Source organism: Aurantimonas sp. (assembly GCF_964217435.1).
Lineage (GTDB): Bacteria > Pseudomonadota > Alphaproteobacteria > Rhizobiales > Rhizobiaceae > Aurantimonas > Aurantimonas coralicida.
Window position 1 is genome coordinate 1 of record NZ_CAXPJM010000019.1, and the last position, 26,224, is coordinate 26,224.

The 26,224-nt window shown below is 67.3% G+C and carries 23 protein-coding genes and 1 pseudogene; 12 read left to right on the forward strand and 12 right to left on the reverse strand.

Annotation, left to right across the window (positions count from 1 at the left end):
• The 8 genes from ACEQX1_RS08290 to ACEQX1_RS08325 form a co-directional block, all read left to right on the forward strand.
• Nucleotides 1-1,419 (forward strand): Ig-like domain-containing protein (locus tag ACEQX1_RS08290; protein WP_370196716.1); only part of this gene is annotated, 1,419 nt, incomplete at its 5' end.
• Between the two features lie 191 nt (nucleotides 1,420-1,610).
• Entirely contained in the window at nucleotides 1,611-2,312 is a 702-nt protein-coding gene (locus tag ACEQX1_RS08295) for a helix-turn-helix domain-containing protein (RefSeq protein WP_370196717.1), read from the forward strand.
• 296 nt (nucleotides 2,313-2,608) lie between these two features.
• The gene (locus tag ACEQX1_RS08300; protein ID WP_370196718.1) at nucleotides 2,609-4,045 is read left to right on the forward strand and encodes a UbiA family prenyltransferase; all 1,437 of its coding nucleotides are present in this window, start codon (nucleotides 2,609-2,611) and stop codon (nucleotides 4,043-4,045) included.
• Nucleotides 4,038-5,405 carry an FAD-dependent oxidoreductase gene (locus ACEQX1_RS08305; protein ID WP_370194818.1) on the forward strand — a complete coding sequence of 456 codons (1,368 nt, stop codon included), beginning with the start codon at nucleotides 4,038-4,040 and terminating at the stop codon, nucleotides 5,403-5,405. The genes ACEQX1_RS08300 and ACEQX1_RS08305 overlap by 8 nt, the downstream gene beginning before the upstream one ends.
• Before the next feature lie 157 nt (nucleotides 5,406-5,562).
• Entirely contained in the window at nucleotides 5,563-6,000 is a 438-nt protein-coding gene (locus ACEQX1_RS08310; protein ID WP_370194817.1) for a transporter, read from the forward strand.
• Entirely contained in the window at nucleotides 5,997-7,010 is a 1,014-nt protein-coding gene (locus ACEQX1_RS08315) for an NAD-dependent epimerase/dehydratase family protein (protein ID WP_370194816.1), read from the forward strand. Before ACEQX1_RS08310 ends, ACEQX1_RS08315 begins: the two co-directional genes overlap by 4 nt.
• 41 nt (nucleotides 7,011-7,051) lie before the next feature.
• A complete protein-coding gene (locus tag ACEQX1_RS08320) occupies nucleotides 7,052-8,491 on the forward strand; it encodes an aspartate aminotransferase family protein (RefSeq protein WP_370194820.1) in 1,440 nt (479 codons plus the stop codon).
• A gap of 261 nt (nucleotides 8,492-8,752) precedes the next feature.
• Nucleotides 8,753-9,427 carry a hypothetical protein gene (locus ACEQX1_RS08325; RefSeq protein ID WP_370194815.1) on the forward strand — a complete coding sequence of 225 codons (675 nt, stop codon included), beginning with the start codon at nucleotides 8,753-8,755 and terminating at the stop codon, nucleotides 9,425-9,427.
• Between the two features lie 184 nt (nucleotides 9,428-9,611).
• On the opposite strand, the gene rsgA is transcribed toward ACEQX1_RS08325, so the two are convergent.
• Nucleotides 9,612-10,646: a ribosome small subunit-dependent GTPase A gene (gene rsgA, locus ACEQX1_RS08330; RefSeq protein ID WP_370194814.1), complete on the reverse strand. Its 1,035-nt coding sequence runs from the start codon at nucleotides 10,644-10,646 to the stop codon at nucleotides 9,612-9,614.
• Between the two features lie 221 nt (nucleotides 10,647-10,867).
• A complete protein-coding gene (locus tag ACEQX1_RS08335) occupies nucleotides 10,868-12,559 on the reverse strand; it encodes a hypothetical protein (protein ID WP_370194813.1) in 1,692 nt (563 codons plus the stop codon).
• Nucleotides 12,560-12,817: 258 nt separating this feature from the next.
• Between ACEQX1_RS08335 and ACEQX1_RS08340 the strand changes: the two genes are divergently transcribed.
• From ACEQX1_RS08340 to ACEQX1_RS08350, 3 genes are all read left to right on the forward strand, one after another.
• The gene (locus ACEQX1_RS08340) at nucleotides 12,818-15,331 is read left to right on the forward strand and encodes an FAD-dependent oxidoreductase (protein ID WP_370196719.1); all 2,514 of its coding nucleotides are present in this window, start codon (nucleotides 12,818-12,820) and stop codon (nucleotides 15,329-15,331) included.
• A gap of 95 nt (nucleotides 15,332-15,426) precedes the next feature.
• Complete coding sequence (locus ACEQX1_RS08345; protein ID WP_370195246.1) at nucleotides 15,427-15,954, forward strand: peroxiredoxin-like family protein; 528 nt, start codon at nucleotides 15,427-15,429, stop codon at nucleotides 15,952-15,954.
• A 79-nt stretch (nucleotides 15,955-16,033) separates the two neighbouring features.
• Nucleotides 16,034-16,927 (forward strand): DUF1194 domain-containing protein, encoded by an 894-nt coding sequence (locus tag ACEQX1_RS08350; protein ID WP_370195244.1) that lies wholly within the window; start codon nucleotides 16,034-16,036, stop codon nucleotides 16,925-16,927.
• A gap of 34 nt (nucleotides 16,928-16,961) precedes the next feature.
• Here ACEQX1_RS08350 and ACEQX1_RS08355 read toward each other — a convergent pair whose 3' ends face one another.
• The 9 genes from ACEQX1_RS08355 to ACEQX1_RS08395 form a co-directional block, all read right to left on the reverse strand.
• Nucleotides 16,962-17,900: a GlxA family transcriptional regulator gene (locus ACEQX1_RS08355; RefSeq protein ID WP_370195249.1), complete on the reverse strand. Its 939-nt coding sequence runs from the start codon at nucleotides 17,898-17,900 to the stop codon at nucleotides 16,962-16,964.
• Between the two features lie 243 nt (nucleotides 17,901-18,143).
• Complete coding sequence (locus ACEQX1_RS08360) at nucleotides 18,144-18,575, reverse strand: DUF6481 family protein (RefSeq protein WP_370195242.1); 432 nt, start codon at nucleotides 18,573-18,575, stop codon at nucleotides 18,144-18,146.
• 150 nt (nucleotides 18,576-18,725) lie between these two features.
• Nucleotides 18,726-21,005, reverse strand: coding sequence for an ASKHA domain-containing protein (locus ACEQX1_RS08365; protein ID WP_370196720.1), 2,280 nt, complete (start codon nucleotides 21,003-21,005; stop codon nucleotides 18,726-18,728).
• Between the two features lie 25 nt (nucleotides 21,006-21,030).
• On the reverse strand, nucleotides 21,031-21,396 hold the full coding sequence (locus ACEQX1_RS08370; protein WP_228241580.1) for a hypothetical protein: 366 nt from the start codon (nucleotides 21,394-21,396) through the stop codon (nucleotides 21,031-21,033).
• 132 nt (nucleotides 21,397-21,528) lie between these two features.
• Nucleotides 21,529-22,482 carry a dihydropteroate synthase gene (locus ACEQX1_RS08375; RefSeq protein ID WP_370196721.1) on the reverse strand — a complete coding sequence of 318 codons (954 nt, stop codon included), beginning with the start codon at nucleotides 22,480-22,482 and terminating at the stop codon, nucleotides 21,529-21,531.
• 43 nt (nucleotides 22,483-22,525) lie between these two features.
• Complete coding sequence (locus ACEQX1_RS08380) at nucleotides 22,526-23,434, reverse strand: methylenetetrahydrofolate reductase (RefSeq protein WP_370196722.1); 909 nt, start codon at nucleotides 23,432-23,434, stop codon at nucleotides 22,526-22,528.
• A complete protein-coding gene (locus ACEQX1_RS08385) occupies nucleotides 23,431-23,730 on the reverse strand; it encodes a virulence factor (protein ID WP_187390593.1) in 300 nt (99 codons plus the stop codon). Before ACEQX1_RS08385 ends, ACEQX1_RS08380 begins: the two co-directional genes overlap by 4 nt.
• A gap of 157 nt (nucleotides 23,731-23,887) precedes the next feature.
• Nucleotides 23,888-24,532, reverse strand: coding sequence for an exopolysaccharide biosynthesis protein (locus ACEQX1_RS08390; protein WP_370195235.1), 645 nt, complete (start codon nucleotides 24,530-24,532; stop codon nucleotides 23,888-23,890).
• Nucleotides 24,533-24,792: 260 nt separating this feature from the next.
• The gene (locus tag ACEQX1_RS08395; protein WP_370195233.1) at nucleotides 24,793-25,455 is read right to left on the reverse strand and encodes a DUF1638 domain-containing protein; all 663 of its coding nucleotides are present in this window, start codon (nucleotides 25,453-25,455) and stop codon (nucleotides 24,793-24,795) included.
• 108 nt (nucleotides 25,456-25,563) lie between these two features.
• On the opposite strand from ACEQX1_RS08395, the gene ACEQX1_RS08400 reads away from it, so the two are divergent.
• Nucleotides 25,564-25,710, forward strand: coding sequence for a hypothetical protein (locus tag ACEQX1_RS08400; RefSeq protein WP_169513634.1), 147 nt, complete (start codon nucleotides 25,564-25,566; stop codon nucleotides 25,708-25,710).
• A 103-nt stretch (nucleotides 25,711-25,813) separates the two neighbouring features.
• Here the strand turns inward: ACEQX1_RS08400 and ACEQX1_RS08405 are convergent.
• A pseudogene (locus ACEQX1_RS08405) lies at nucleotides 25,814-26,224 on the reverse strand (cobalamin-dependent protein); the annotation flags it as partial.

The window sequence follows — 26,224 nt, forward strand, 5'->3', positions numbered from 1 at the left end:
CCGACGGCACGCGACGATGCGCTCGGCACGCTGGAGAACGCCGTCGTGACCGGCAGCGTCTTCGCCGACAACGGCAATGGCGTCGACATCGATATCGATGGCGGCACGCTGACCGTGACCGCGGTGAACGGCGTTGCGGTCAGTGTCGGCCAGCAGATCGCGCTTGCCTCGGGTGCGCTGCTGACGCTGAATGCCAACGGCACCTTCAGCTACGATCCGAACGGCGCCTTCAATGCCCTGGCGGCGGCCGGTTCCGGTGCGGCGAGCGGCCTGAGCGCGACGGATAGCTTCGGTTACGAGATTTCCGACGGGCAGGGCGGCACGTCGAGTGCGCTGGCGACGGTGACGATCACCGGCGTCGACAGCGCCGGCGACCTCGTCAACGGCACCTCCGACAACGACGTCCTCAATGGCGGCATCGGCGCCGACACGATGATCGGCGGCACCGGCGACGACACCTATGTCGTGGACGATGCCGGCGACGTGGTGGTGGAGAATGCCGGCGAGGGGCAGGACGTCGTCTATGCCAATGCCAGCTACGTCCTGGCGGCCAACATCGAGAGCCTCGTCCTCTATGGCGACGGCTCGATCAACGGCACCGGCAATGGCGCGGGGAACTACATCTTCGGCAATGCCTTCGCCAATATCATCGATGGCGGCGGCGGCGCCGACGTGATGATCGGCAGCGCCGGCAACGACACCTATATCGTCGACCATGTCGACGATGTGGTGAGCGAACTGGCCGGCCAGGGCGACGACACCGTCCAGACCTCGGTCAATTTCGGCCTGCACGACCATGTCGAGTTCCTGATCATGACCGGCACCGACGATCTGGAGGCACGCGGCAACGCGCTGGCCAACACCATCACCGGCAATGCCGGCAACAACGCCATCGATGGCGGGGTGGGCACCGACATCATGGCCGGCGGTGCCGGCAACGACCGCTATGCGGTGGACAACATCTACGACCGGATCGTGGAAACCGCGGGCAACGGCGACGACACCGTCTATGCCTCGGCCGACCATCAGCTGGACGCCAATGTCGAGACGCTGATCATGACCGGCACGGCGGTGCGCGGCTTCGGCAGCGACGACGACAACCGGATCTTCGGCAACGACCAGGTCAACGTCCTCTATGGCCGCGGCGGGTCCGACTACATGCTGGGCGGCGGCGGTGACGACATCTTCGTCATCACGGCCGAAACCGGCACGGTGGACGTGATCGGCGACTTCACCGGGGCCGGCGTGGCCGGCGGCGACCGCCTGTCCTTTGGCGGCTTCGGCGCCGGGGCGACGGTCAAGCAGCTCAGCCAGACCAGCTTCGAGGTGGCGAGCGCCGACGGCCTGACCGTGCAGCAATTCATCCTTGCCGGCCATGACGGCACCGCCCTGAGCGTCGACGACTACTACTTCGCCTGACCGCGACCGGTCCTGTGCAGAGGCAGGCGGGCAATCGGCGCCCGCCTGCCATTTTGCGCGACCGTCCGCCGGATGCCGTCCGCCGAGCAATGCCCGGCCTACGTAGATTTCCTTAGGAGCAAACCGAATTCAGCGCCTCTGCCGCCGCCGCTACAACAGGTCATCGACTTGGACGGCATCAGGAGGTTCCCATGACGACGGCTCTGGCAACGCGAAGCGAGCGGAACCTCACGGCAGGACATCTGGCAGCAGAGGCGCTTCGTGCCCGTCCGCTGGCGGCACCGCGGCCCGAGACCGGCGGCGCGGCGATCGCCGGGCAGGTCCTGAACTTTGCCCAGGACAGCGAAATCTACGCCGAATGCAGCGAGGTCCGCTCCTTCTACAAGGTCGTCAGCGGCGTCGTGCGCACCTGCAAGTTCCTCAGCGACGGCCGGCGCCAGATCGAGGGCTTCCATTCGGCCGGCGACATCTTCGGCCTGGAACTCGGCGACAGCCATGGCATGTCCGCGGAGGCGGTCTCGGACTGCACGATCGTCGCCTATCGCTGGCGCGGCCTGAGCGCGGCGGCAGCGCGGAACGAACAGATGGCGCCGCAGATCTTCCACTTTGCCATGCAGTGCCTGCAACGCGCCCAGCAGCATGCGCTGCTGCTGGGTCGGCGCAGCGCCGCCCAGCGCGTCGCCGCCTTTCTGGTCGAGATGGCCGACGACGAGGAGCCGGCAACGGTGCATCTCGCCATGACCCGCCAGGACATTGCCGACTATCTCGGCCTGACCATCGAGACGGTGTCGCGCACCCTGTCGCAGTTCGAACGCGACCATCTGATCACCCTGCCGTCCACCCGCCATGTCGTCCTCGAGGACCGGGATGCCCTGATGGCGCTGAACGACTGAGCCGGCGACGCGCCCCGAGCCCGGAGCCGCAGAAGGGCCCGGGGCCGAAGCGGGGCCAAGCGCCGGCGAGGGCGGCGAAGGCATCGCGAGGCAGCGCTGCGTCTGCCGGCGTGCCCGACCCGGCTTTGCCGTGGGACCGCGCGGGATTTTTGCGATCTCTTCACCACGTCCGCAGCTTGCCCTTGATTTCCGGTCGGCAAGGACCGGAAATTCACCGGGCCGAAACCCGTCTGCGCCACAACCGACCTCCAGCTTCGCGATCTCCCGGCAGAGGAGACGGCAGGAGGAGCCAAGCGTTGGACGCCAGATCTCCGCAGACCGAGACGACCATCTTCGTCGATCTCGACGGCACGCTGATCCACAGCGATCTTCTCTGGGAAACCCTGTTCCTGGCGGCGCGCCAGAAGCCGCTGGTCATGCTGCAGGTGCCCGGCTGGATCGCCGCCGGCAAGGCGCGCCTGAAGGCCGAACTCGCCCGCGCCGTCGATTTCGACCCGGCGCTGCTGCCCTATCGCGAAGAGGTCGTCGAACGGCTGCGCCGCGCGCGGGCCGATGGCCGCCGTATCGTGCTGGCCACCGGCGCCAACGAGAAACTCGCCCACGCGGTGGCCGACCATCTCGGCCTGTTCGATGCGGTCATGTGCTCCTGCGACAAGGTCAATCTGACCGCGCATCGCAAGCTCGACCGCATCCTCGACGAATGCGGCGAGGACGGCTTCGACTATGTCGGCAATTCCCACGAGGACATCTGCCTGCTGGACAAGGCGGCCGAGGCCCTGGTCGTTGCACCCGACCGGGCCGCCGCGCGCTGGCAGAAGCACTCGGGCGCCGAACGGATCGACGATGCCGGCAGCCGGCTGCGCCCGGCGCTGAAGGCGATGCGGCCGCACCAATGGCTGAAGAACGTGCTGATCTTCGTGCCGATGGTCCTGACCCACGAATTCTTCAATATCGAGATGCTGGTCGGCGCCATGCTCGCCTTCGTCAGCTTCTCCTTCGCGGCGTCGGCCGTCTACATCCTCAACGACCTGCTCGACCTGACCGCCGACCGCCGGCATCGCACCAAGCGCAACCGGCCCTTTGCCAGCGGCGCGCTGGCGATCCCCACCGGCATCAAGCTCGCGACCGTCCTGCTTGGCACGTCGCTGGGCATCGGCCTGTTCCTGCCCGATTATTATCTCGTCGTGCTGGCGCTCTATCTCGTGACGACGACGGCCTATTCCTTCGCCCTGAAGCGCATGCTGCTGATCGACGTCCTGACGCTCGCCGGCCTCTACACCATGCGCATCGTCGCGGGATCGGAAGCCTCAGGGGTCGAGACCTCGTTCTGGCTGCTCGCCTTCTCGCTGTTCTTCTTCCTGTCGCTGGCGCTGGTGAAGCGCTTCACCGAGCTGCAGGATTTCGGCATCGGCGCCGGCCGCGAGACGACCGGGCGCGGCTATGTCGATGCCGATCTGGAAACGCTCGGCCAGGCCGGCATGGCCTCGGGCTTCGCCTCGGTGCTGGTTCTGGCGCTCTATATCGACAGCATGGAGGGCGCCGAGCAGTATACCGAGCCCTTCCTCGTCTGGCCGCTGTGCCCGCTGGTTCTCTACATCATCGTGCGCATCTGGATTCTCGCCCGCCGCAATCAGATGCACGAGGACCCGGTCGTCTTCATCATGAGCGACTGGCGCAGCCAGGTGATGATCGCCGGGGGCGGCCTTCTGTTCCTCCTGGCCGCCATTGTCTGAGGCCCGCTACGAGAGCTGGGGACGGCCGGCCCGCACGGCGCGGCGGGCGATCGCCGGCTGCGACCTGCCGCGATTGTCGCCTGCCGAGGCGCAAGGGCGGGCAGGGGGCGGCGACGGCACCTTCCTGCCTTTCGGCAATGGTCGCTCCTATGGCGACAGTTGCCACGACGATGCCGGCACGCTGATAGACAGCCGGCCGGGCGCCCGCATCCACGCCTTCGATCCGCAGACCGGTCTCCTCACCGCCGATGCCGGCGTGCTGTTCAGCCAGATCACCCGTCATGTCGCGCCGGCCGGCTGGTTCCTGCCGGTGACGCCGGGCACCCAGTTCGTCACGCTGGGCGGCGCCATCGCCAACGACATCCACGGCAAGAACCACCACCGCCGCGGCACCTTCGGCGCCTGGGTGGAATCGATCGTGCTCGACCGCTCCGACGCGGAGCGTCTGCATTGCAGCCGCGATGCCCATCGCGAACTCTTTGCCGCGACGATCTCCGGCATGGGACTGACCGGGCTGATCCGCGAGGCGACGATCCGGCTTCTCAAGGTGCCGTCGCTGACGATCGCCGAGACCACGACCCGCTTCGACAGCCTGGCCGACTATTTCGAACTGGCCGAGGCGGCGGACGAACGCCATGAATATGCCGTTGCCTGGATCGACTCGCTGGCCACAGGCCGGGCGCTGGGCCGCGGCCATCTGATCGCCGGCGACCATGCCCCCGATGGCGAGCGGACCGGCATGGCCCGCGCGCCGCTCGCTGCGGTGCCCATCACGCCGCCGATCAGCCCGTTGCGGGGCCTTGCGCTGCGCGCCTTCAACGAAGCCTATTATCGCAAGGCTCGCCCCGGCACGACACAACGATTGGTCTCCTTCGACCAGTTCTTCTATCCGCTGGACCGGGTGGGCCGGTGGAACCGGCTCTATGGCCCGCGCGGTCTGCACCAGCACCAGAGCGTCGTACCGGCGACCACGGGGCCGGATGCCGTGCGCGCTCTCATCGCATGCGCCCGCAGCCACAAGCAGGGCTCGTTCCTGACGGTGCTGAAACGGTTCGGCGACAGGCCGAGCCCCGGCCTCACCAGCTTTCCGCGGCCGGGCTACACGCTGACCCTCGACTTTCCCCATCGCGGCGAGATCACCCTGAAACTGCTCGCCGAACTCGACCGGATCACCGTGGCGGCCGGCGGCGCGGTCAATCCCTACAAGGATGCCCGCATGTCGCCGGAGACCTTCGCGGCGGGCTTTCCGCGCTGGCGCGAACTGGAAGCGTGGCGCGACCCGGCCATCGTCTCCGATTTCTGGAAGCGGACGGCGCTGCGGCTCGACACGACATCAACGAAGACGCCCAAGCAACTGTAAAGCCGTCAGGTTGCGGCAAAGGGTTTGTTTACCGTGACATGAACCGTCGGTGGCCCGGCGGCGCGAATACGCCGATCTTAAAACATATCACACGGGTTTCCCTTAGATCAGCTTCAGCAGATCCGGCCGGTCCGGACGTTGGAACGAGGCAGTGCCGATGGCAAAATTCCTTCCCTTCATCCTGTTCACGGTGTTCACCAACGCCGCGGCGCAGGTGATGCTGAAATACGGCATGATGCAGCTCGGGCCGCTGAGCTTTGCCGGCGTCAATCCGATCCTGAAGATCCTGCAGATCGTGTTCAGCCCCTGGGTGTTCCTCGGGCTCTGCACCTTCGTGATCTCCATGGCCTCGCATCTCTTCGTCCTGTCCAAGGTCGAACTGTCCTTCGCCTATCCCTTCCTGTCGCTGGCCTATGTGGCGGTCGCGGTCTTCGCCTATTTCGTCTTCCGCGAGGATCTCAACGCCCTGCGCATCGCCGGCATCGGCCTGATCTGCGTCGGCACGATCCTGATCGCCCAGGGCGGCACCACGATTCACGGCGAGGAGCCCGCGCTCGACGTCGCCCAGGCTCCTGCAAACGAGGTTTCCCGATGAAGCACGTTCTCTTCGGCGGCGACGGTTTCGTCGGCCGCCATCTGGCCCAGAAGCTCGTCGCCGACGGCGAAAGCGTCCTCGTCGCCGACATCGTCAAGAGCGACCTGCCGCATTACGCCCAGTGCGAGTTCCTGCACACCGACGTCACCGATCCGGCCGCCGTGCGCGCCGTGCCGATCGCGGCGGACGACATGGTCTACAACCTGTCGGCCAAGATGCTGTCGCCGATCATGCCGCGGGCCAAGCGCCACGACTTCTTCTACCCGGTGAACTATCACGGCACCAAGCACATCATGGAAGCGATGGGCGAGGCGGGGGCGACGAAGCTCGTCCACTTCACCACCGACATGATCTACGGTCACACCAAGGTCTATCCGATGACCGAGGAGCACCCGGTCTCGCCGCTCGGCGAATATGGCCAGTCCAAGCTCGACACCGAGCATCTGGCGGCCGAATGGCGCGAGCGCGGCATGGACATCACCCTGTTCCGGCCCCGCCTGATCATCGGCCCCGGCCGTCTCGGCATCCTGGAAAAGCTGTTCAAGCTGATCGACGCCAATCTGCCGGTGCCGATGATCGGCTCGGGCCGCAACCCGTATCAGTTCATCTCGGTCTTCGACTGCGCCGAGGCGGCGCGGCTGGCTTGGAAGGCGGGCGTGCCCAACGAGGCCTACAATCTCGGCTCCTTGAACCCACCGCCGGTCAAGAAGCTGCTCGGCGACCTGGTCAAGCATGCCGGCTCGAAGTCGCTGCTGATCCCGACACCGGGCTGGGCCGTCAAGCGCACGCTCGACTTCCTCGACCTGATCAACATGCCGCTGATGGATCCCGAGCAGTATCTCATCGCCGACGAGATGTGCGTGCTGGACGTCGGCAAGGGCGAACGCGACCTCGGCTGGGTGCCCCGGTACCGTGACGGAGACATGCTGATCGCCGCCTATTCCGAATACCGGGCCAAGCGCGAGGGCCAGGCCCCTGCCGCCGGTTCGTACCCGCAGCCGGCCGAGTGAGCCGACACTTAGCGAGGAGAGACACGATGCTCGACCGTCCCATGGCTGCGAACCCCGACCTCGCCCCGACCCATCGTCGCGGGCCGGCCAAGCCGAACCTCCTGACCGTCGAGGACGCCAAGGCGCTCGACGTCAAGACGATGGCGGACCTGTTCAAGGACTACATCAATCCCGGCCAGTTTCATTTCATGAAGCTGCTCGGCTTTCACAAGGTGAAGGTCGAGCGCGCCGAGGGCATGTATTACATCGACCAGAACGGCCGGAAGATCCTCGATTTCTTCGGCGGCTTCGGCTCGCTGGCCTTCGGCCACAATCATCCGCGCATCATCGAGGCGCGCCAGCGCTTCCAGGACGAGCGCCGGCACGAGATCGCCATCGCCTTCCTGTCGCAATACGCCTCGGCGCTGGCCAAGAACCTGGCGGCCTGCTCGCCCGGCGATCTCGACATGGTCTTCCTCGGCTCCTCCGGCTCGGAAGCCATGGAAGCGGCGATCAAGGTCGCCGAGCGTGCCTCCGGCCGCAAGAACTGCAAGATCGTCCATGCCGAGAATTCCTTCCACGGCAAGACCAAGGGCGTCCTGTCGCTGACGGATTCGCCGCTCTATCAGGGTGAGTTCAAGCTGGTCGGCAACACCTGCAAGGTGCCCTTCGGCGACCTCGAGGCGCTCACCAATGCCATCCGCAGCGATCCGGAGATCGGCGTCGTGGTGCTGGAGACGGTGCAGGGCGGTGGCGGCATCATCACCGCCTCGACGGATTACTGGCAGGGCGTGCGCGCGCTTTGCGACAAGCACAACGTGCTGTGGGTCGCCGACGAGGTGCAGTGCGGCTACGGGCGCACCGGCCGCTTCTACGCCTTCGAGCATCACGGCGTGGTGCCGGACGTCACCGCGCTGGCCAAATCGCTAGGCGCCGGCAAGGCCGCCGTCGGCGCGATGATCGCCCGGCGCGAGGTCTACATGAAGGCCTATGGCACGCCGAAGACGGCGATGATCCATGCCCAGGCGACCTTCGGCGGCATCGGCGAGGCCTGCGTCACCGCCATCGAGGGGCTCAACGTCCTGTATGACGACGATCTGATCGGCAATTCCGCCGAGGTCGGGGCGTATCTCCTGGAGCGCCTGCAAGCGATCCAGGCGAAATACCCGTCCATCGTCAAGGACGTGCGCGGGCAGGGGCTGATGGTCGGCCTCGAGTTCCACGACTTCTCGCGGACCCTGCCGATGGCGCTGCGTCCGATGGTGGCGATCCTCGACGACAAGCTGAAGGGCTCGCTGTCGGGCTTCGTCGGCGCGCTCCTGCTGCGCGATCACGACGTGCTGGTGGCCTTTACCGAGTACAATCGCAACGTCATCCGGCTGGAGCCGCCACTGATCTGCGACGAAGGCCATGTCGACCAGTTCTGCGACGCGCTGGACACGCTGCTGGGCCGCGGCATCGTCTCCATCGTCAAGGACTTCATCCGCTCCCAGATGGGCTGACCGCCGGGCACCCCCCGGGCGACCCATACGAAAAGGCCGGGCACACGCCCGGCCTTTTCGCGTCGTGGCGGCTGCACGTGTCGATGCGGATTCAGGTTAGATGGGCATCAACGGACGCGGCCCGGAGCACGGGGAGATGGGGCGCCGGGTGGGCAGCGGACAGGCAGGTATGGAGGGAGTAAAGACCATGAGCTGCCGCCCTCGACGAAAATGTGTCAGATGAATCTCGCCGACCAGCAACGGTAGACTCTGGGGGATTAAATGTTCGAGCCGTGGATAGGGCCTCACTACAAATCGGATGGCGGGGTCTTCGCAGGCACGAGGGTCTTGGTTCTGGGCGAGTCCCATTATGCGCGCAAGGCGGAAGAAGTCGGCACGGCGCCGGAGGGGTTCACCGATGAGATCGTGCGGTGGTTTGGTCTAGCTCCCCACAACAATCCGTTTTTTCGCAACACTGTCCGAGCGGCCCTTGGGCTTCCACCAGGACCGATCTGGAAGGAACATTCGGCGCATTTCTGGAACTCGATCGCTTTTTACAATTACGTCCCGGTGTTGGTGGACGGCAGGGCTCATGCCGATGGTGGAAACGCTCGTCGACCCGAGAACTGGATGTTCGAGGCGGGGGCCGAACCTTTCCTACAAATCCTCGATCGTCTCGAACCGGAAGCGGTCATTGTTTGCGGCCTGACCATGTGGGATTGGGCTGCTCCGCATCTCGACGGTTTCGAAGGCAAGCCCCGCGACGTCATCTTTTACGACGACGGTCGATCCGTTTTTTCTCGCATTCATCATCCCAGCTATCAAAAGTTCGATGCCCAATACTGGTATCCGCGTCTTCACCGACTGGTCGAGATGACGGCAGAGCCGAGAAAGCGGGGCACCAAAATTTCATGGAATAAATCGATGGCCGACACGGGGAAGGACGCTGATATTTGAAACAGAGTTTCAGTATTCGGTTTCCTCGGGCCTCGTCTGCTTTCTAGCTTCTCGACACCCTGCGTCAGCGTTTGCGTTAAGCCGCCTGCGGAAGGGCAGCTTTCGCCGTCCGGGGTCGGGCACGGGTTCGCGATCGGCCGGTGGAGGTTCGCTCTCTCCACAGACGGCTTAGCGCAACCTGATCCTAGCGCCTCTTGTTGCGCCTTCCGCCTGTGCCGCCGGCCCAGGGGGTCTTGGCGAGGTCGCTCTCGGCGTTCTCGTCCTGCAGCTTGCGCCAGCGGTCGAGCCGTTCTCGATCGATGGCGCCTGCGGCCACCGCCGCCTGGACCGCGCATCCCGGCTCATGCGCGTGCGTGCAGTCGCGAAATCGGCACTGTGCCGCATGTTCCGTGATCTCGGCGAACAAGATGTCGAGGCCCTCGGCGACGTCGCTGACCTGCAATGTCCGGATTCCCGGCGTGTCGATCACCCAACCGCCGTCCGCAATCGGGTGAAGGGAGCGGGCCGTCGTGGTGTGACGTCCTTTCGCGTCGTCTTCCCGAATGGAGCCGGTCTCCTGCTGCGGTTCCTCGGTCACGCCGACAAGCGTGTTCACCAGGGTCGATTTGCCGACGCCGGAGGAGCCGACCAGCGCGACCGTTTGCCCAGGCTTGCACCATTGCGCCAGGGAGGCTGTCGCATCGCTCGATTTTGGATTGACGATCACCACCTCGAGCCCGCGCTGCAGCGCGCGGGCCTGACGCTCGTAGGAGTCGAGATCGTCTGTGAGATCGGCCTTCGTCAGCAGGATGACCGGCTCCATTCCTGCCTGGTTGGCCCAGGCAAGATACCGTTCGAGGCGGGCCGGGCTGAAATCCATGTTGCAGGATGTCACGATGAACAGCGTGTCGATGTTGGCCCCGGCAAGCTGCGGAACCGTGCCGCCCGAAACGCGACGCTCGATGACGGAGCGTCGCTCGAGGCGGCGCTGGAGAAGCAGGGTGGCGGGGTCGATCAGTACGAAGTCGCCAACGGCGAAATGGCTCGTCGTGACGTCGGACGTCAGGACCGGTTCGACCGGCCCATATGGGGACAGGGCCGTGAGGCGCGAGCGGTGGACCCTCGCGATACGAACAGGCTGCAAATCCGCATCGTCCGGCGTGATCTGTTCGGCAAAGAACGCACTCCAGCCCAGGGCGGAAAGCAGTTCATGGTCTGCGGTTTCGGCTCGCGTGCTCAATGGGGCGTCCGATGAGAAAGGGCTGTCGCCATCTGCTCTCCAATATCGAGGCGGGGCTTTCCTGCCATCATGTCTTGTTCCTCAACGCGTGAAAGCGGCAGATCCGGACGTCTTATCGAAACCCGTTCGGTCTCGATACAGGATCCCGCTCAACGCGCGATCGGGTGTGCGTCAGAACCACGTTCATATTGCGGGCGGCGACCGCCGCGGCACTCCCGCCGCTACTGCGGTGGCAGCAGCTCGTTGCGGACATAGGCGTCCCAGCAGGGCGAGAGCTGGATGCGGCTGTGGCCGGCCAGACCCGGCGCGTAGAGGTCGCGCAGCAGGCGGTTGGCCACGGTGACCGGGCAGAGCGGGTAGAGCAGCAGGTCCGTTTCCTTCACCGAGGCCAGCACCGCCTGGTCCGGGTCCGGTACGGCGCGGAACGGATCGGCGCCGATGGCGATGCCGCGCGGCGCCTGCCGTTCGAGAAGCCAGGGGAAGGGATTGACGAAGTTCAGGTTCATGATCGTCTCGAAGCGCACGCCGCGTGCCGCTTCCAGCGCCTCGATCGCCTCGACCGCCTCCTCGACCCCCATCAGCCAGGTCAGGTGGAAATCCGGTTCGTTGTAGAGGGTGAAGCTCGGCAGCTGCTCCTCGTCCGCCAGATGGTCGAAGGCCTCGGGAAAGCGCTGGTAGGTGTCCAGCATCACCGTGGCGCGCCGGATCAGCTCCGGCCGCTGCGAGACCGCGGCGAGGGTGCCGAGGCGGGGCGCGTCGAGATCGACATAGGCGATCTGCCCGACGAGGGCGCGGGCGCCGCGATGGATCACCTGCACGAAGGTCGGCAGGGCGCTGGCGGCGACGAGGCTGAGGATCAGCGCCAGCCGCCATGTCGGCGCGCCGCCGGCCCGCACCAGAATGCGCAAGAGCACCGGCCAGACGAAGATGAAGGCGAGACCGCCGGTGTTCTGGGTTTCCACGAACAGCGCCGCGAAGGTCACCACGCCCAGCCAGAAGACGTCGCGGTTGATGAGCGCCACCAAGGCGGCGACCCGCCGCGAGCGGACCAGCGTGGTCGTCGCGTGCAGGATGTCGGGCAGCCCGATCAGAGCGAGCGCGGCGATCAGGATCGCCAGCGGCCCGAAGGCCATGAAATGGATCGAGGCCGCCTGCAGGAAGCGCGGCAGGATGCTGCCTTCGTTCAGCGCCACCAGCGCGGCGATGTCGCCGACATAGGCGCTGACCACACCGGTCGCCAGTTCCAGGAGCGCCAGCACGGCGAGGAAGCCGAGAAGCGCCCCGATCGCGCTGCGCAGGGACACGCGTCCGGCGGCGAAGGCGAAGGCGCAGATCAGCGCGCCGCCGGCAAAGCCGGTGATCTTGACGAGAAACAGCGCCAGCATCGTGCCGGCGATCGTCACCATCACGGTCGTTTGGCCCTTGGCGAAGACCAGCCCCGCCGTCAGCACGTAGAGCAGCAGGCACATCTGCCGGTTGTAGATGCCGAAGCCGTCCACACCGGGAAAGCTGTAATAGGTCTCGACATTGATCGGCAGGATCTGGAAGACGAGGAACGGCACCAGCAGCGCCAGCGCGACGAGCCGCGAACGGCGGTCGATATCGGCCAGCACCAAGGCCAGCAGCGGCGCGGTGACCGCCATCAGCGACCATTGCGCGATCAGCAGCGGCTGGCCGTCGGGAAACAGCGCCACGAACAGGGCGAAGAGCCAGTAGCCGAGCGGGCCGACCGGCGTGAAGAAGTCGACGCCGGGAAGCTGGCCGCTCCAGATGCGGTTCGCCGCATCGAAATAGATGAACAGGTCCCAGTAGAAGGCGCCGATGGGCAGCGTCAGCTTCAGGGTCAGGAGGGCGGCGAGGACGGCGCAGACCAGCGCGAGCAGGATGAGCGGCGAGGTGAGGGCGGATTTCACCGTTCCGGCATCCTGTCGGTCAACGGAAGAAATGAGCGTCACGGATCCGTCCCATCGCGATCTGTCTCGGAACGGCATCCTCCCCGAACATGGTTAACAAAACCCTCCCGGACGGCTGAGCCGGCGGTGCCCCGGTCGGCCGGCAGCCAGGCTGCGCCGTTCGCCCGACAGCCGATGTCGCAAAGAGACTGCGCGTGCGCCAACCGCTCCACTAGGCTCGACACGCCGCTACGGCAGTCTGGCAGACGAGGGGTGGTCATGCAGGATCGGGCGCGGGCAGTGGTCATCGGCGGCGGCGTGGTCGGGGTGTCGACGCTCTATCATCTGGCCCGCAAGGGCTGGACCGACAGCGTCCTGATCGAGCGGCGCGAACTGACCTCCGGCTCCACCTGGCACGCCGCCGGCCTTCTGCCGCTGTTCAACATGAGCTACGCCGTCGGCCAGCTGCACCGCTACTCCGTGCGCTTCTATCGCGAGCTGCAGGAGGAGACCGGCATGAATGTCGGCTTCTCCAACGTCACCAACATCCGGCTGGCGCGCACCAGGGACCGCTGGGACGAGTACATGTATTATGCCGGCGTCGCCGAGACGATCGGCGTGCCGGTCAAGCTCCTGACGCCCGCCGAGCTCAAGGAGATCTGGCCGCTCTGCGAGACCGACGGCATTCTCGGCGCGATCCAGCATCCCGAGGACGGCTATATCCAGCCCGCCGACCTGACCCAGGCGCTGGCGCGCGGCGCCCGCGACCGCGGCGCCACCATCCACCGCAACACCACCGTCAGCGCCATCGAGCAGCTCCCCTCCGGCGAGTGGAAGATCGTCACCGACAAGGGCGAGATCGTCTGCGAGCACGTCGTCTCGGCCACCGGCAATTTCGCCCGGCGGACGGGGCGCATGGTCGGGCTGGACGTGCCAGTGATCCCGGTCGAGCACCAGTACATCGTCACCGAACCGCATCCGGCAATCGTCGAGCGCCGCCGCCAGGGCCTGCCGGAAATGGGGGTGCTGCGGGAGAGCGACTCCTCCTGGTACATGCGCGAGGAGAATGGCGGCCTGCTGCTCGGCCCCTACGAGATCGGCGCCCCCTGCTGCTATCTCGACGGGCCGGACGCCGACAGCGAATACGAGCTCTTCCAGGAGGATCTCGACCGGCTGATGCCGCATATCGAGACCGCCATCGCCCGCGTGCCGGCCTTCGGCGAGGTTGGCATCAAGAAGGTCTACAATGGCGCCATCGCCTATACGCCCGATGGCTCGCCCATTGTCGGCCCGGCGCCGAGCCGCACCAATTTCTGGCTCAACGAGGGCCATTCCTTCGGCATCACCGCGGCCGGCGGGGCCGGCTGGCAGCTCGCCGAATGGATCGTCGACGGCGAGCCCACCGTCGATCTGGCCGGCGTCGATCCGCGTCGCTTCGGCCCCTATGCCGGCGAGGGCTATCTGCGCGCCAAGAACGAGGAGGCCTATGCCAACGTCTTCTCGGTGCATTATCCCGACGAGGAACGCGCCGCTGCCCGGCCGCTGAAGACCGCGCCGTCCTACGAGCGGCAGAAGGCGCTCGGTGGCGTTTTCGGCTCGGTCTATGGCTGGGAGCGGGCCAATTGGTTCGCGCCCGAAGGCTATGCGGTGCCCGAGGCCGAACTCGATGTCGGCGCCGACGTCCTGATGAAGCACAATCATGCGCCGGCCGATCACACCGGCCGCATCCGCGAGCGCTGGTCGTTCCGCCGCTCCAACTATTTCGAGCATGTCGGCGCCGAGGTGCGGGCGGTGCACGAGGCCGTCGGCCTTCTCGACATGACGCCCTTCGCCAAGGCCTATGTCAGCGGGCCGGGCGCGGCCGCCTGGCTCGACGGCCTCCTCGCCAATCGCATCCCGAAGACCCCGGGCCGCGTGGCGCTCTGCCATCTCCTGACCCCGGCCGGCGGCGTGCGCTCGGAGTTCACCGTCTACAAGGCCGGCGCGGAAAGCTACTATCTGGTCTCCGGCGGCGCCTATGAGGGCATCGACCACGACATCCTGCAGAAGACGCTCCCGAGCGACGGCAGCGTCGCGATGCAGCCGGTCACCCATGCGCTCGGCGTCCTCGTCATCGCCGGTCCGAAATCGCGCGAGGTGCTGGCGAAGCTCACCCGCACGGACCTCTCGAACGCGGCGTTTCCCTGGCTGACCGGGCAGCGCCTGTCGATCGGCCCGGTGGCCTGCACGGCATTGCGGGTCAACTTCGTCGGCGAACTCGGCTGGGAACTGCACCACCCGATCGAGATGCAGAACGCGCTCTACGACCTCTTGATGGAGGCCGGCGCCGAATTCGGCATCCGCCCCTTCGGCATCCGCGCCATGGGGGCGATGGCGCTGGAGAAGTCCTACCGTCAGATCCCGCGCGAACTGTCGATCGAATACAATGCCTTCGAGTCGGGCCTTGGGAGGTTCGTTCATCCCAACAAGGGTGATTTCATCGGCCGGGACGCGGTGGTAGCGGCACGCGAGAACGGCCTGCGCTGGCAATTCGCGACCCTCGAGGTTCACGGCGTGACCGACGCCGACGCCCGCGGCTCCGAACCGGTCTATGCCGACGGCGTGTTGGTCGGCCGCGCGACCAATGGCGGCTTCGGCTGGCGGGTCGGCAAGAGCCTCGCCCTGGCGATGCTCGATCCGGCCCATGCCGGCGAGGGGACGCGGCTGACGATCCGCATCCTCGGCACGCTCCACGACGCCTCGGTCATCGGCGAAAGTCCCTTCGACCCGGAGAATGTCCGTCTGCGCGGCTGACATGGAACGGGCCGCCTGGCCGCCCGTTGCTGGCGCAGCTTCCGCCGCCCGCGCATGCCGCCGGCGGCGTTTTTCATCATCGAAAGGACGATCCCATGCCCCATACGACGCCCATGCCCGGCGACAAGGCACCGGCCCTCAAGGTCGCGACCAGCGACGGCGGCCAGCTCGATCTGGCAAACGACAATCCCGAGAACTTCTCGCTGGTCTTCTTCTATCGCGGCGTTCACTGCCCGATCTGCAAGAAGCAGATCGGCGAACTGGCGAAGCGTCGCGAGGAATTCCGCGCCAAGGGCTTCAACGTCCACGCCGTCTCGATGGACGACGAGACCCGCGTCCAGCGCCAGCAGGCCGAATGGGACCTCGCCGGAATGCCGGTGGGCTACGGCCTCAGCGAGGAAAGCGCCCGCGAATGGGGCCTCTACATCTCCTCCAAGGCGCAGGATTCCGAGCCGGCGCGCTTCGCCGAGCCAGGTCTGGTGGCGGTTCGCCCGGACGGCACGATCTACGCCATGTGGCTGCAGACGGTGCCCTTCACGCGGCCGAGCCTCGACGATCTCCTCGGCGGGCTGAGCTTCGTCGTCGAAAAGGGCTACCCGACCCGCGGTGAACTCGCGGCCTGATCGGCCTCGCTGGAAGGCGAGGGACGCGGTGACGCCTTTGTGAATTGCGCGGCCGGCCCTCCGGCGTGACGCTTCCATAATGGGACATCGCACCCTGATCCTCGCCTTCCTGTCGGCGGCGCTGGCGCTTCTGCCGGCGCTGACCGGACATGCGGCGGCCGGCGCCCAGCAGCGCGGCCTGCGCGACCTCGGCTCCGCTCTCGGAGCCGGCCCCGACGACGGCATCAGGGTCGACGCCGAACTGGTTCTCGCCGTCGACGTCTCCTGGTCGATGGATCGCGGCGAGCAGGAGATCCAGCGGGCCGGTTACGCCGCCGCCTTTCGCAGCGAGGACGTGCAGAAGGCGATCCTCGGTGGCCCGCATGGCCGGGTCGCCGTCGCCTATATCGAATGGGCCGGCACCCTGTCGCAGGCGGTCGTCGTATCCTGGACGCTGATCGATTCCCGCGAGGCCGCCGATGGCTTCGCCTATCGCCTGCAGACGGAGGAGCCGGATCGCGAACGGCGCACGTCGATCTCCTCGGCCATCGACTATGCCGCGACCCTCTTCGACGACAATGGCTATGCCGGCCTGCGGCGCGTCATCGACATTTCCGGCGACGGGCCGAACAACCAGGGCCGGATGGTCACCGAAGCGCGCGACGCGGCGGTCGCCCGCGGCATCGTCATCAACGGGCTGCCGCTGATGACCACCGGCGGCTTCAGCTCATGGGGCTCGATCCCCGATCTCGACCGCTACTACGCCGATTGCGTCATCGGGGGTCCCGGCGCGTTCATGATCCCGGTCAACGAATGGGATCAGTTTCCGGCCGCCGTCCGCCGCAAGCTGGTGATGGAACTGGCCGATGCCTGGCCCGATCCTGCCCCGCAGGCGCCCGCCGTGGTGCCGGTGCAGGGGACGGCCAGCAGCGATTGCCTGATCGGCGAGCGTCAGTGGCAGGAGCGGCAGCGCCGCTGGATGGAGGATTTCTAGCTTCGCGGCTTCGGTGAGCCCGTGACGCCGCCCGTCAGGCCGGGGCGAGCACCGAACGCGTGGCGCGCTCCTGCTGGGGTGAGCGCGAATAGAGTTCGCGGTAGCATTTGGAGAAATGCGAGGCCGAGACGAAGCCGCTGGCCACCGCGATCTCGACGATCGGCAATTGCGACTGCAGCAGCAGGTGGCGGGCCCGGTCGAGCCGGATCTCCAGATAATAGCGGGCCGGCGAGCGGCCCATCTCCCGATGGAACAGCCGCTCCACCTGGCGGCGCGACAGGCCGACATCGTCGGCGATCTCGACCAGCGACAGCGGGTCGGCGAGATTGGCCTCCATGATCTCGATCACCCGCAGCACCTTGGAATGCTGCACGCCGAGCCGGGCGCGCAACGGCAGGCGCTGGCGATCCTGTGAGCTGCGGACCCGATCGGTCAGGGCCTGCTCGCAGACCCGGTTGACCACGTCCTCGCCGAGATCCTCGCCGATCAGCGTCAGCATCATGTCGAGGGCGGCGGTGCCACCGGCGCAGGTGTAGATATTGTGGTCGATCTCGTAGAGATCGGCATAGGCATCGACCCGCGGGAAGGCCTCGGAGAAGCCCGGCAGGTTTTCCCAATGGATGGCGCAGCGCCGGTCGGCCAGAAGCCCGGCCCGGGCAAGAATCCACGCCCCGGTGCACAGGCCGCCGACGCTGATGCCGCGCTGGTGGCTCTCGCGCAGATAGGAGAAGCTGGTCTTGTCGGTGAAATCCTCGACGAAGACGCCGGAACAGGCAAACACCATCGAGGGCCGGTGCTCGGACGGCAGCGTCTTGCGCTCGGCTTCCACCGAACTGGTGACGGCCACTTCGACGCCGTTGGAGGCGCGGACCGGCTGGCCGTTCGGCGAGGCGAGGCGCCAGCGATAGATTTCGCGGCCGACGACGCGATTGGCGATCCGCAACGGCTCGATGGCGGTCGCGAAGGCGATCATCGAGAAGTTCGGAACGAGCAGGAAGACGATGGTCCGCTTCGGGCCGGAGCCCGGACCCTCGCTCGCGCCGGGCCGGGGCTTCTCGATCAGGCCGCCCGCATTTCCTGGACCCATACCGCCCGCTCCGCATCAAGGGCCATTCACGCATCGCGTGCGCGGCCCAAGGTGGAGTGGAATGACGGGTTTCGCAAGCCGGGAACGGCCGCCGATGTCAGACAGTCGGCGGCGATCGGCGCGTGCGGATTACTTCTTGCCCTTGCGCGCCTTGCGGGCGGCGTAGCGGGCATCGCGCTCGGCCTTCTTGGCGGCCTCGTCGGCGACCATCTGCGCCAGCGGCCGGTTCTTCTCGGCCTTGCGGGCCTCTTCTTCGGCGAGCCGCTCGGCTTCCGCCTCGGCGTCGCGCGCGGCTTTCTCGCGGGCCTTCACCTCGTCTTCGGCGCGCTTCTTGGCGAGGCGCTCCTCACGGGCCGCTGCGATCTCCGCGCGTTCCTGCCGGGCCTTTTCGGCCTCGGGGCTGTCCAGCCGCTCCTTGGCCTTCTGCAGCAGCGCCATCTTGGCGTCGCGGGCCGCATTACGGCGTTCGGCGAAATCGGTATCCTTGGGCTTCAAATCATCACCAGTGGTCGTCGGTACGGCGCCGCGCAATGCCTGCGCGGATTTCGGGTCGCCTGTCATCGCTATGGATGCCGTTGGATAAGCCTCCGCGCGTCCCGGCGCAACGGTTGGCGGGCAAAACTTCGACCGTTTCTCGGCGATGCGGCGGAAATTCGCGGCCTGATAGGCCGAATCTGTACCCGGTGTTGCAAAGCACCGCCGCGTTCGCGCTCACGCCTGACGTTCGCGCGCCCGCGATCCGGCCCGGCGCCGGCGCCCGTCACCGACCGGAGTGCAGCCAGTGTCCGGGCGATTTGCAACGACGCTGCCGTCCGCGCCGCGATTGGGCAGCGGCTGCACCCGGCAGAGCTCGGGATAGGCGTCGAGCTTGTTGGGAAACGCCATGGCGGCGACGAAGTGGCGCTGGAAATCGGGCTCCAGCGCGGTCTCGATCTTGGTGATGCGGGTGACCGTCGCCTCGATCTCGCGGCGATAGGCCCTGTTGAGCAGCGCCATGCGGGCACCGGCGCCCGCCGCGTTGCCGATGGAGCCGCATTTGGCCAGGTCGCAATCGGGCACCAGTCCCAGGATCATCGCATAGCGCGGCTCGATGAAGGAGCCGAAGGCGCCGGCCAGCGCGATCCGGTCGATACGGATCGGCGTGGCCGTCGCGGATGTTTGGGGCACGGGGAGGGGCGGCGGCAGCGAAACGGCCGGTTCGGCGGCCCGACCGGCCTGCGCGGCAAACAGCGCGTCGGCGAGGGCCGGAGCCTCGGCGGGGTCGAGGTCGAGCGGCAGATCGTCCGGCGCCGCGGCGGGTGCTGGGGCCGGCGCCGGGACGGCGGGCGCCGGCGGAACCACGAACCGGTCCATCAGCAGTTTGATGCCGGCATAGAGGGCCGCCTTGCCGAGCTGGATGGCACGGATGTCGGTCTGCAGGACGCGGATCGTCTGGTCGGCCGTCTCGTGCAGCACATAGGCGAAGGTGCGACCCTCCTGCATGATCCGCGGCGAACGCGACGCGACGGCGCCGTCGATGACGCCGTCCTCGGTGACGATCCCGGCGAGGAACATCTCGGCGATGACCTCGATGATGCCCGAGCCGCAGATGCCGGTGACGCCGACGGCCTGCGCGGCCTCGGCGAAGCCCGGCTCGTGCGACCATGTCTCGACGCCGATTACCTTGAAGCGCGGCTCCAGCGTCTCGGGATCGATCCGCACGCGCTCGATCGCGCCGGGCGCCGCGCGCTGGCCGCTGGAGATCTCGGCGCCCTCGAAGGCCGGGCCGGTGGGCGAGGAGGCGGCCAGCAGCCGGCTGCGGTTGCCGAGAACGATCTCGGCATTGGTGCCCACATCGACGATCAGCATGGTCTCGTCCTGCCGGTGTGGCCCCTCCGACAGGGTCACGGCGGCCGCATCGGCGCCGACATGGCCGGCGATGCAGGGCAGGAGATAGGCGCGCGCCGCCGGATGCAGGGTCAGGTCGAGATCGCTGGCCGGCACGGCGACGGCGCCCGAGACCGCCAGCGCGAAGGGTGCCTGGCCGAGCTCGGTCGGATCGATGCCAAGAAACAGATGATGCATGATCGGATTGCCGACGAAGACGCAATCCATGATGTCGGCGGTGGCGATCCGCGCCTCTGCCGCGACCTCTTCGATCAGCGCCTGGATCGCGGCGCGGACCGCCACGGTCATCTGCGGCCGGCCCTGCGGGTTCATCATCACGTAGGACACCCGGCTCATCAGGTCCTCGCCGAAGCGGATCTGCGGATTGGGCGCCCCGGCCGAGGCGATGGTCGCGCCGGACAGCAGCGAGGAGAGATGCAGCGCGATGGTCGTCGAGCCGATGTCGACCGCAATGCCATAGGCCTCGTTCTTCAGGCCCGGATAGAGGCCCATGAGGCGCGGACGCTCGTCGTCCCGGTCCAGCGCGATGGCGCAGGTCACCTTCCAGCCGCCACGGCGCAGGATCGCCTGGACCTCGGGCAGGATCGCCGGGTCGACGATCGGCGCCGCCACCTCCCAGTCGCGTTCCAGCGCGGCGAAGATCCGGTCGAGATCGCCGAGCGGCGCATGCATGTCGGGCTCGGCGACCTCGACATAGAGCAGGCGGATGGCCGGATCGCGGGCAATGTCGCGGGTGTCGACCGCCTTGCGCACGACGGCGGAATTGATGGCCATGCCGGTGGGCAGGTCGACGACGAGATCGCCCTCGATGGTCGCCGAGCAGGACAGTCGGCGGCCCGGCGGGAAGGGCCGCTTGGCGGCGTAGCGCGCTTCCTTGGCCGACCAGGCGGAGAGATGGTCGGCGGCCGAGACGATCTTGTGCTTGGCGAAGACGCCTTCGGCGACCTCGATCTGGCAGCGCCCGCAGATGCCGCGTCCGCCGCAGACGCTTTCGACATAGACCCCGAGCGTGCGCGCCGCCTCGATGACAGGCGTGCCGCGGGGAAAGCGGCCGCGGCGACCGGACGGCATGAACAGGACGAGGGGATCGGCGCCGACGGTCATCGGCGCGCCGTGTTCCGGCTGAGGTTTACTGGGCGAGACGCTTGCGGTTGGCGCGCACGCGCTGGGAATAGGGCTTCAGCCCGGCCGACAGGATCGTGTCGCCGTGGTTGCTGCCGCGGCCGGTGCCGGTCACCGTTGCCATGGCGAGAGAGGTCATCGCCTCGATGGTGGCGAGGTTCATCGCCACGATGGATTCGCCGGCCGCCTGCATCTTTTCGCTCAGCATGCGGGAGACTTCGTCGCGATCCTTGGCCTGCGGCGACGCGGCGGCCATCGAGAACTGGGTCAGGCGCGTGCCGATGACGAAGGGTGACATCAGCATCAGCGTCGTGAGTTCCGCCGCCGTCTTCGGTGCGTGGAAGAAGGACGCGGGGTTCGGGTTGCGGCTCATGCGGGGTGTTCCTTGTTCGGTAGTTGCTACCAAACGCGCCAGATGGCGAAATGGTCTCCCGATCCGTAGCTTTATTTCGCACCTGCAAAAAGCGCCGCAACGACACGATCCGCAGTTTAAACGGCCGGCCGGTCACGACGCCGCCTTCCGGCCTTCGCGCCCGCCACGCCGCCGCCCGCCTGCTCCGGCAGCAGGAGCAGCGGCCGCAGCGGATGCGCCGCCTGCCGGCGCCACGTCGCGATAGTGGCGGATCCACTCGCCGCAGGAGGGATCATTGCCCATCAGCACGTTGGCGGCCCGCACCGCTTCCATCTCCTGGGGGCGGCAGGGATTCATGATGGCCGAGGTCATGCCGGCGGCGATGGCCATCGGCAGGAAGGCGGCGTTGACGGCGTGACGGTGAGGCAGGCCGAAGGAGATGTTCGAGGCGCCGCAGGTGGTGTTCACGCCGAGCTCCTCCCGCAGCCGGCGGACCAGCGCGAAGACCTGACGGCCGGCGGTGCCCATCGCGCCGATCGGCATGACCAGCGGATCGACGACGATGTCGGCAGCGCTGATGCCGTAATCGGCGGCATGGCGGACGATGCGCCTTGCCACCTCGAAGCGCACGTCCGGGTCTTCGGAGATGCCGGTCTCGTCGTTGGAGATGGCAACGACCGGCACGTCGTATTGCTTCACCAGCGGCAGGATTGCTTCGAGCTTTTCCACCTCGCCGGTGACCGAATTGACCAGCGGCCGTCCCTTGGCGACGGCCAGCGCGGCGCTCAGCGCAGAGGACACGGAGGAATCGATCGAGATCGGCAGGTCGGTGAGACTCTGGACGAGGCGGATGGTCTCGACCAGCAGCGGCGGTTCGGAGACGTTCGGGTCGACGGCGGTGACGCCGGCATTGACGTCGAGCATGGTGGCGCCGGCGGCGACCTGGGCGAGGACGTCGCGCGTCACCGTTTCGAAATTGCCCGCGACCATCTCGGCGGCGAGGACCTTGCGGCCGGTCGGATTGATGCGTTCGCCGATGACGCAGAAGGGCTGGTCGAAGCCGATCACGACCTCGCGGCTGGCGGATGCGACGATGGTGCGGGTCATGGCCGAAGCTCCGGTCGGTGAAGGCGTCGCGCGGTAAGCGGCGTCAGGCGTGCTGGCGCGCGCCCGCCGCCGTCTGGATCGCCGTCGCGTCCATCCAGGAGCCGCGGCCGTAGAGCCATTGCGCCGACGCCGCGAGCCCGCCGAAGGGAAAGACGTGAAGCTGCCTGACCGGGGTATCTGTCGTCTCGGCCCAGTGCCGCTCGATCGGCCCGGCGACGGATTCGGGCGAATGGGAGGTGGCGAGCGCGGTGAGGGCGCTCGGCCGCTTCTTCAGGACGGATACCGAATTGCCGATGCCGCACAGCGCGGCGAAGCGGATCAGCGTCGCGATCTTGGCGGGGCCGGCGACGCCGAGATGGATCGGCAGGTCGATGCCCGCCGCGCGGACGGACTCCGCCCAGTGCAGATAGACCGCCGCGTCGAAGCCGAACTGCGTGACGATCCGCAGCCTTGCATCGCTGCGCCGGGCGAAATCGCGTTTCAGCCGCAGCGCTTCCGAGGCGGTGGCGGCGGAAAAGTCCGGCGTGCCCTCCGGATGGCCGGCGACGCCGATGTCACGAAAGCCGTGGCGGTCGAGAATGCCCGTCGAGAGGACCTCCATGGTCGAGCTGTACGGCCCGGCCGGTCGGGTCAGCCCGCCGCCGATCACCAGCACGTCGCTGGCGCCGCCTTCCTCGGCATAGGCCTGGACGCGATCGCGCAATTCGGCATGGCTGCGCATGCGGCGCGCCGGAATATGCGGCACCGGCTCGTAGCCGAGATCGCGGACCCGGCGGACGGCGCGGACGAAATCCTTCACTGCATCGACGCCGACATCGCAGAGATAGGTCTTCGTGCCGGGCGGAAAGAGCCCCGGCAGATCGCGCGATTCCAGCGCCTGGCGCGGGGCGATCTCGATGGAGGCGGGCATGGCCGTGCGGCCGGCATGCATGTCGTATCCGATCGGCTTCATGGTTCGCGCCCCTCGTTCGCGACGAGCGCCTTCAGACGGTCGCCGTCGTAGCTCTGTTCGATATCGCGGGTCAGCCGTTCGGCTTCGGCTTCGAGGTCGCTCACCTCGGCCGGCGACGAGCCCCGCCGCCACTCGGCGAGATAGGCGTCGCTGTCCTTCGCCCCGACGCGCATGGCGCAGCGGTCGATGGCCTCGATGAAGCGGGGAGGAAGTTCGCGGCGGGCGGATTTACGACCCTGCCGCACCACGATCTGGGCGGGAATGTCACGCCAGTAGACGATCTGCAGTTCTGCCATCCGCCACCTCCGATGACCCCACTGTGGTCCGGCGGAAACGGTGCGGATATGCCGGGCGCGACGGGCCGCGATGCCGTTTGCGACATTGGGCGCGCGGGGCGCGGGGACAGGCGTCCTGATGCCGCCCGGCCACGGCGGCCGGGGCGACGTGGGGCGGCTAGAACAGCCCCATCACGGCCAGGGCCGCGGCGCCGTAGACGCTGAGAAGGAAGATCGTCGAGGCGATGCCGACGAGGACCGAGGCGATCAGCCAGAGGCCGTCGCGTGCCGTGATGGCGATGCCGGCGATGGCGACGGAGACGCCCGGGAACATGTTGGTCAGCGGAAACGGAATGGCGATCAGGATCGACATGACGAAGCAGAACCAGCCGATGCCCGACAGCAGCAGCCATTCGGGCTCGGGCCAGTAGCGGTGCCGGGCGAGACGCTCGATCCGGCGCAGCATCGGTCCGATGCGGGTGACGACGCGCCCCAGCATCTCGGAGGTGATCCGGATCCTGCGGATGCGCTCGGGCAGCCACAGCCGATGCCGGCCGACCGCGAGCTGCAGGGTGAACAGCACCAGCGGCAGGCCGAGGAAGATCGACGCGCCGGGCGGCAACGGCACCAGGTTCAGGCCGCCGAACAGGATGAAGAAGGCGCCGAAGGAGCGGGTGTCGAAGGCCTGGGAGAGCTCGCCGATCGTCGCGCCGGCACGGTTGCGATGCGACAGGCCGCGCAGGATCGCCGAAATCCGCTTCTGCCGCTTGGCACCACGCCGCCGGAGCGATTGTCGGAGGCTGGAGAAGACGGCAGGTGACACGGAGGACGCTCTGGGAACGGGGACTTCGGAAAAGCTCATGATGCGGCCTGTTCCGTCGCGTGTGAGGAACGGTCCGCGAACGACGCTGCCGCCTGACCGGGCTTCGTCGATCCACTGTGCCCTTGAAGGCGTTAAATCGGGGTTTTCCCTGTAAAGATCAAGACGTGATCCCCGCGGGCCCTGCGAAGGTCGCAGGGGCCATGATCGTGCCGCCGCCGTCCACGGGTGCGAACCGCCCAAACGGGCCGGCGGCAGGGGGCTCAGGCGGGGGCGTGTTCCGGCACGGGCGCGGCGGCTGCGATGATGGCGTCGCTCAGATCGCCGTAGCCGACAAAGCGGCGCTCGTAGCCGAGCCCCAGTTTCGCCGCGATCTCCCGGCCGCGCCGGTCGAGATCCGGGGCGTCGGTCTGGGCGAGATAGACGACGCGTTCGTAGTGACCGAAGAGCATGCCGATCAGTTCGGGATGGAGGTCGAGCTTCATCGGGCGGGTGACGAAGGCGTCGAACTGGCGGGCGAGAAAGTCGGTCAGCCAGAAGGTCGTCATCTGCGCCTCCGCATCGGCGGCGAAGCGATCGTTGCCGGCAAAGAACGCGTAGCAGTGCGGTCCGGCGATGCGTTCGACGCCGTGGCGCGCGCAGACCGCGTCGAGGAGACCGCCGGTGCCGCAATCGGCATAGGCGATGAAGATCCGCCCGGCGCCGTCTGCGCGGGCCGCCATGATGGCGGCCTCGACGGCGGGCGCGATCTTCTGCGGCGCGTTGTGCAGATCGGCCGGCAGGCAGGTGACCGTGACATGCGCCAGCCCGTTGGCCGACAGGACGGCCAGAACCTCGCGGGCGATGGCGCCGCAGGCGATGACCGTCAGCGTTTCGGGGGCGGACGGAGCCGACCTCGGCACGCCGTCATGCGGCAAGGGATTCATTGCCCGGTCACCTGACATTCACCACGCCTGTCAAAAACCGGAGCATGGTGGGAACCAGCGGGGCACTGCACCGTTTTTCGGTCACATTTGCCAACCGGAGACCCCACAATGACCAAGCGCATCGCCATCGTGTCCACTCTTCTCGCCGGAGCCCTGGCGCTTTCGGCCTGCGCCAACACCGTGCGCGGCGTCGGCCGCGACGTGGGCAACACGGTGGATGCCACCGGCGCCGCCGTGAACGACGTCGCCCGGTAAACGCGCCCGTCAGCAGTTCGAGAAGGCGTGGTGACCGACGGTCGCCGCGCCTTTTTCGTATCCGGGGTCCGGCGTGCAGCCGAACGAGCGGGCAGGGCCGGCGTCACAGCTGGTTGTGCCGCCGTTCCATCAGGTTCCGGGCGGTCTCCACGGTGACCGCAGCGTCCCGGCAATAGGCGTCGGCGCCGACCTGGTTGGCGAAATCCTCGTTCAGCGGCGCGCCGCCGACCAGGACGATGACGTCGTCGCGAATGCCTTTCTGGACGAGCGTGTCGATGACGACCTTCATGTAGGGCATGGTCGTCGTGAGCAACGCCGACATGCCGAGGATGTCGGGTTTGTGTTCTTCGAGGGCGGCGAGGTACTCGTCGACATCGGTGTTGATACCGAGGTCGATGACCTCGAAACCGGCCCCCTCGAGCATCATGCCCACGAGGTTCTTACCGATGTCGTGGATGTCGCCCTACACGGTGCCGATCACGATCTTTCCGATCGGCTCGGCGCCGGTCTCGGC

What these genes read in the sequence shown, in the direction of transcription:
- ACEQX1_RS08295 (WP_370196717.1), top strand. Translation starts at nt 1,611, where the DNA reads ATGACGACGGCTCTGGCAACGCGAAGCGAGCGGAACCTCACGGCAGGA.
- ACEQX1_RS08310 (WP_370194817.1), top strand. Translation starts at nt 5,563, where the DNA reads ATGGCAAAATTCCTTCCCTTCATCCTGTTCACGGTGTTCACCAACGCC.
- ACEQX1_RS08315 (WP_370194816.1), top strand. Translation starts at nt 5,997, where the DNA reads ATGAAGCACGTTCTCTTCGGCGGCGACGGTTTCGTCGGCCGCCATCTG.
- ACEQX1_RS08320 (WP_370194820.1), top strand. Translation starts at nt 7,052, where the DNA reads ATGGCTGCGAACCCCGACCTCGCCCCGACCCATCGTCGCGGGCCGGCC.
- ACEQX1_RS08325 (WP_370194815.1), top strand. Translation starts at nt 8,753, where the DNA reads ATGTTCGAGCCGTGGATAGGGCCTCACTACAAATCGGATGGCGGGGTC.
- ACEQX1_RS08340 (WP_370196719.1), top strand. Translation starts at nt 12,818, where the DNA reads ATGCAGGATCGGGCGCGGGCAGTGGTCATCGGCGGCGGCGTGGTCGGG.
- ACEQX1_RS08345 (WP_370195246.1), top strand. Translation starts at nt 15,427, where the DNA reads ATGCCCCATACGACGCCCATGCCCGGCGACAAGGCACCGGCCCTCAAG.
- ACEQX1_RS08350 (WP_370195244.1), top strand. Translation starts at nt 16,034, where the DNA reads ATGGGACATCGCACCCTGATCCTCGCCTTCCTGTCGGCGGCGCTGGCG.
- ACEQX1_RS08355 (WP_370195249.1), bottom strand. Translation starts at nt 17,900, where the DNA reads ATGATCGCCTTCGCGACCGCCATCGAGCCGTTGCGGATCGCCAATCGC.
- ACEQX1_RS08360 (WP_370195242.1), bottom strand. Translation starts at nt 18,575, where the DNA reads ATGACAGGCGACCCGAAATCCGCGCAGGCATTGCGCGGCGCCGTACCG.
- ACEQX1_RS08365 (WP_370196720.1), bottom strand. Translation starts at nt 21,005, where the DNA reads ATGACCGTCGGCGCCGATCCCCTCGTCCTGTTCATGCCGTCCGGTCGC.
- ACEQX1_RS08370 (WP_228241580.1), bottom strand. Translation starts at nt 21,396, where the DNA reads ATGAGCCGCAACCCGAACCCCGCGTCCTTCTTCCACGCACCGAAGACG.
- ACEQX1_RS08375 (WP_370196721.1), bottom strand. Translation starts at nt 22,482, where the DNA reads ATGACCCGCACCATCGTCGCATCCGCCAGCCGCGAGGTCGTGATCGGC.
- ACEQX1_RS08380 (WP_370196722.1), bottom strand. Translation starts at nt 23,434, where the DNA reads ATGAAGCCGATCGGATACGACATGCATGCCGGCCGCACGGCCATGCCC.
- ACEQX1_RS08385 (WP_187390593.1), bottom strand. Translation starts at nt 23,730, where the DNA reads ATGGCAGAACTGCAGATCGTCTACTGGCGTGACATTCCCGCCCAGATC.
- ACEQX1_RS08395 (WP_370195233.1), bottom strand. Translation starts at nt 25,455, where the DNA reads ATGAATCCCTTGCCGCATGACGGCGTGCCGAGGTCGGCTCCGTCCGCC.
- ACEQX1_RS08400 (WP_169513634.1), top strand. Translation starts at nt 25,564, where the DNA reads ATGACCAAGCGCATCGCCATCGTGTCCACTCTTCTCGCCGGAGCCCTG.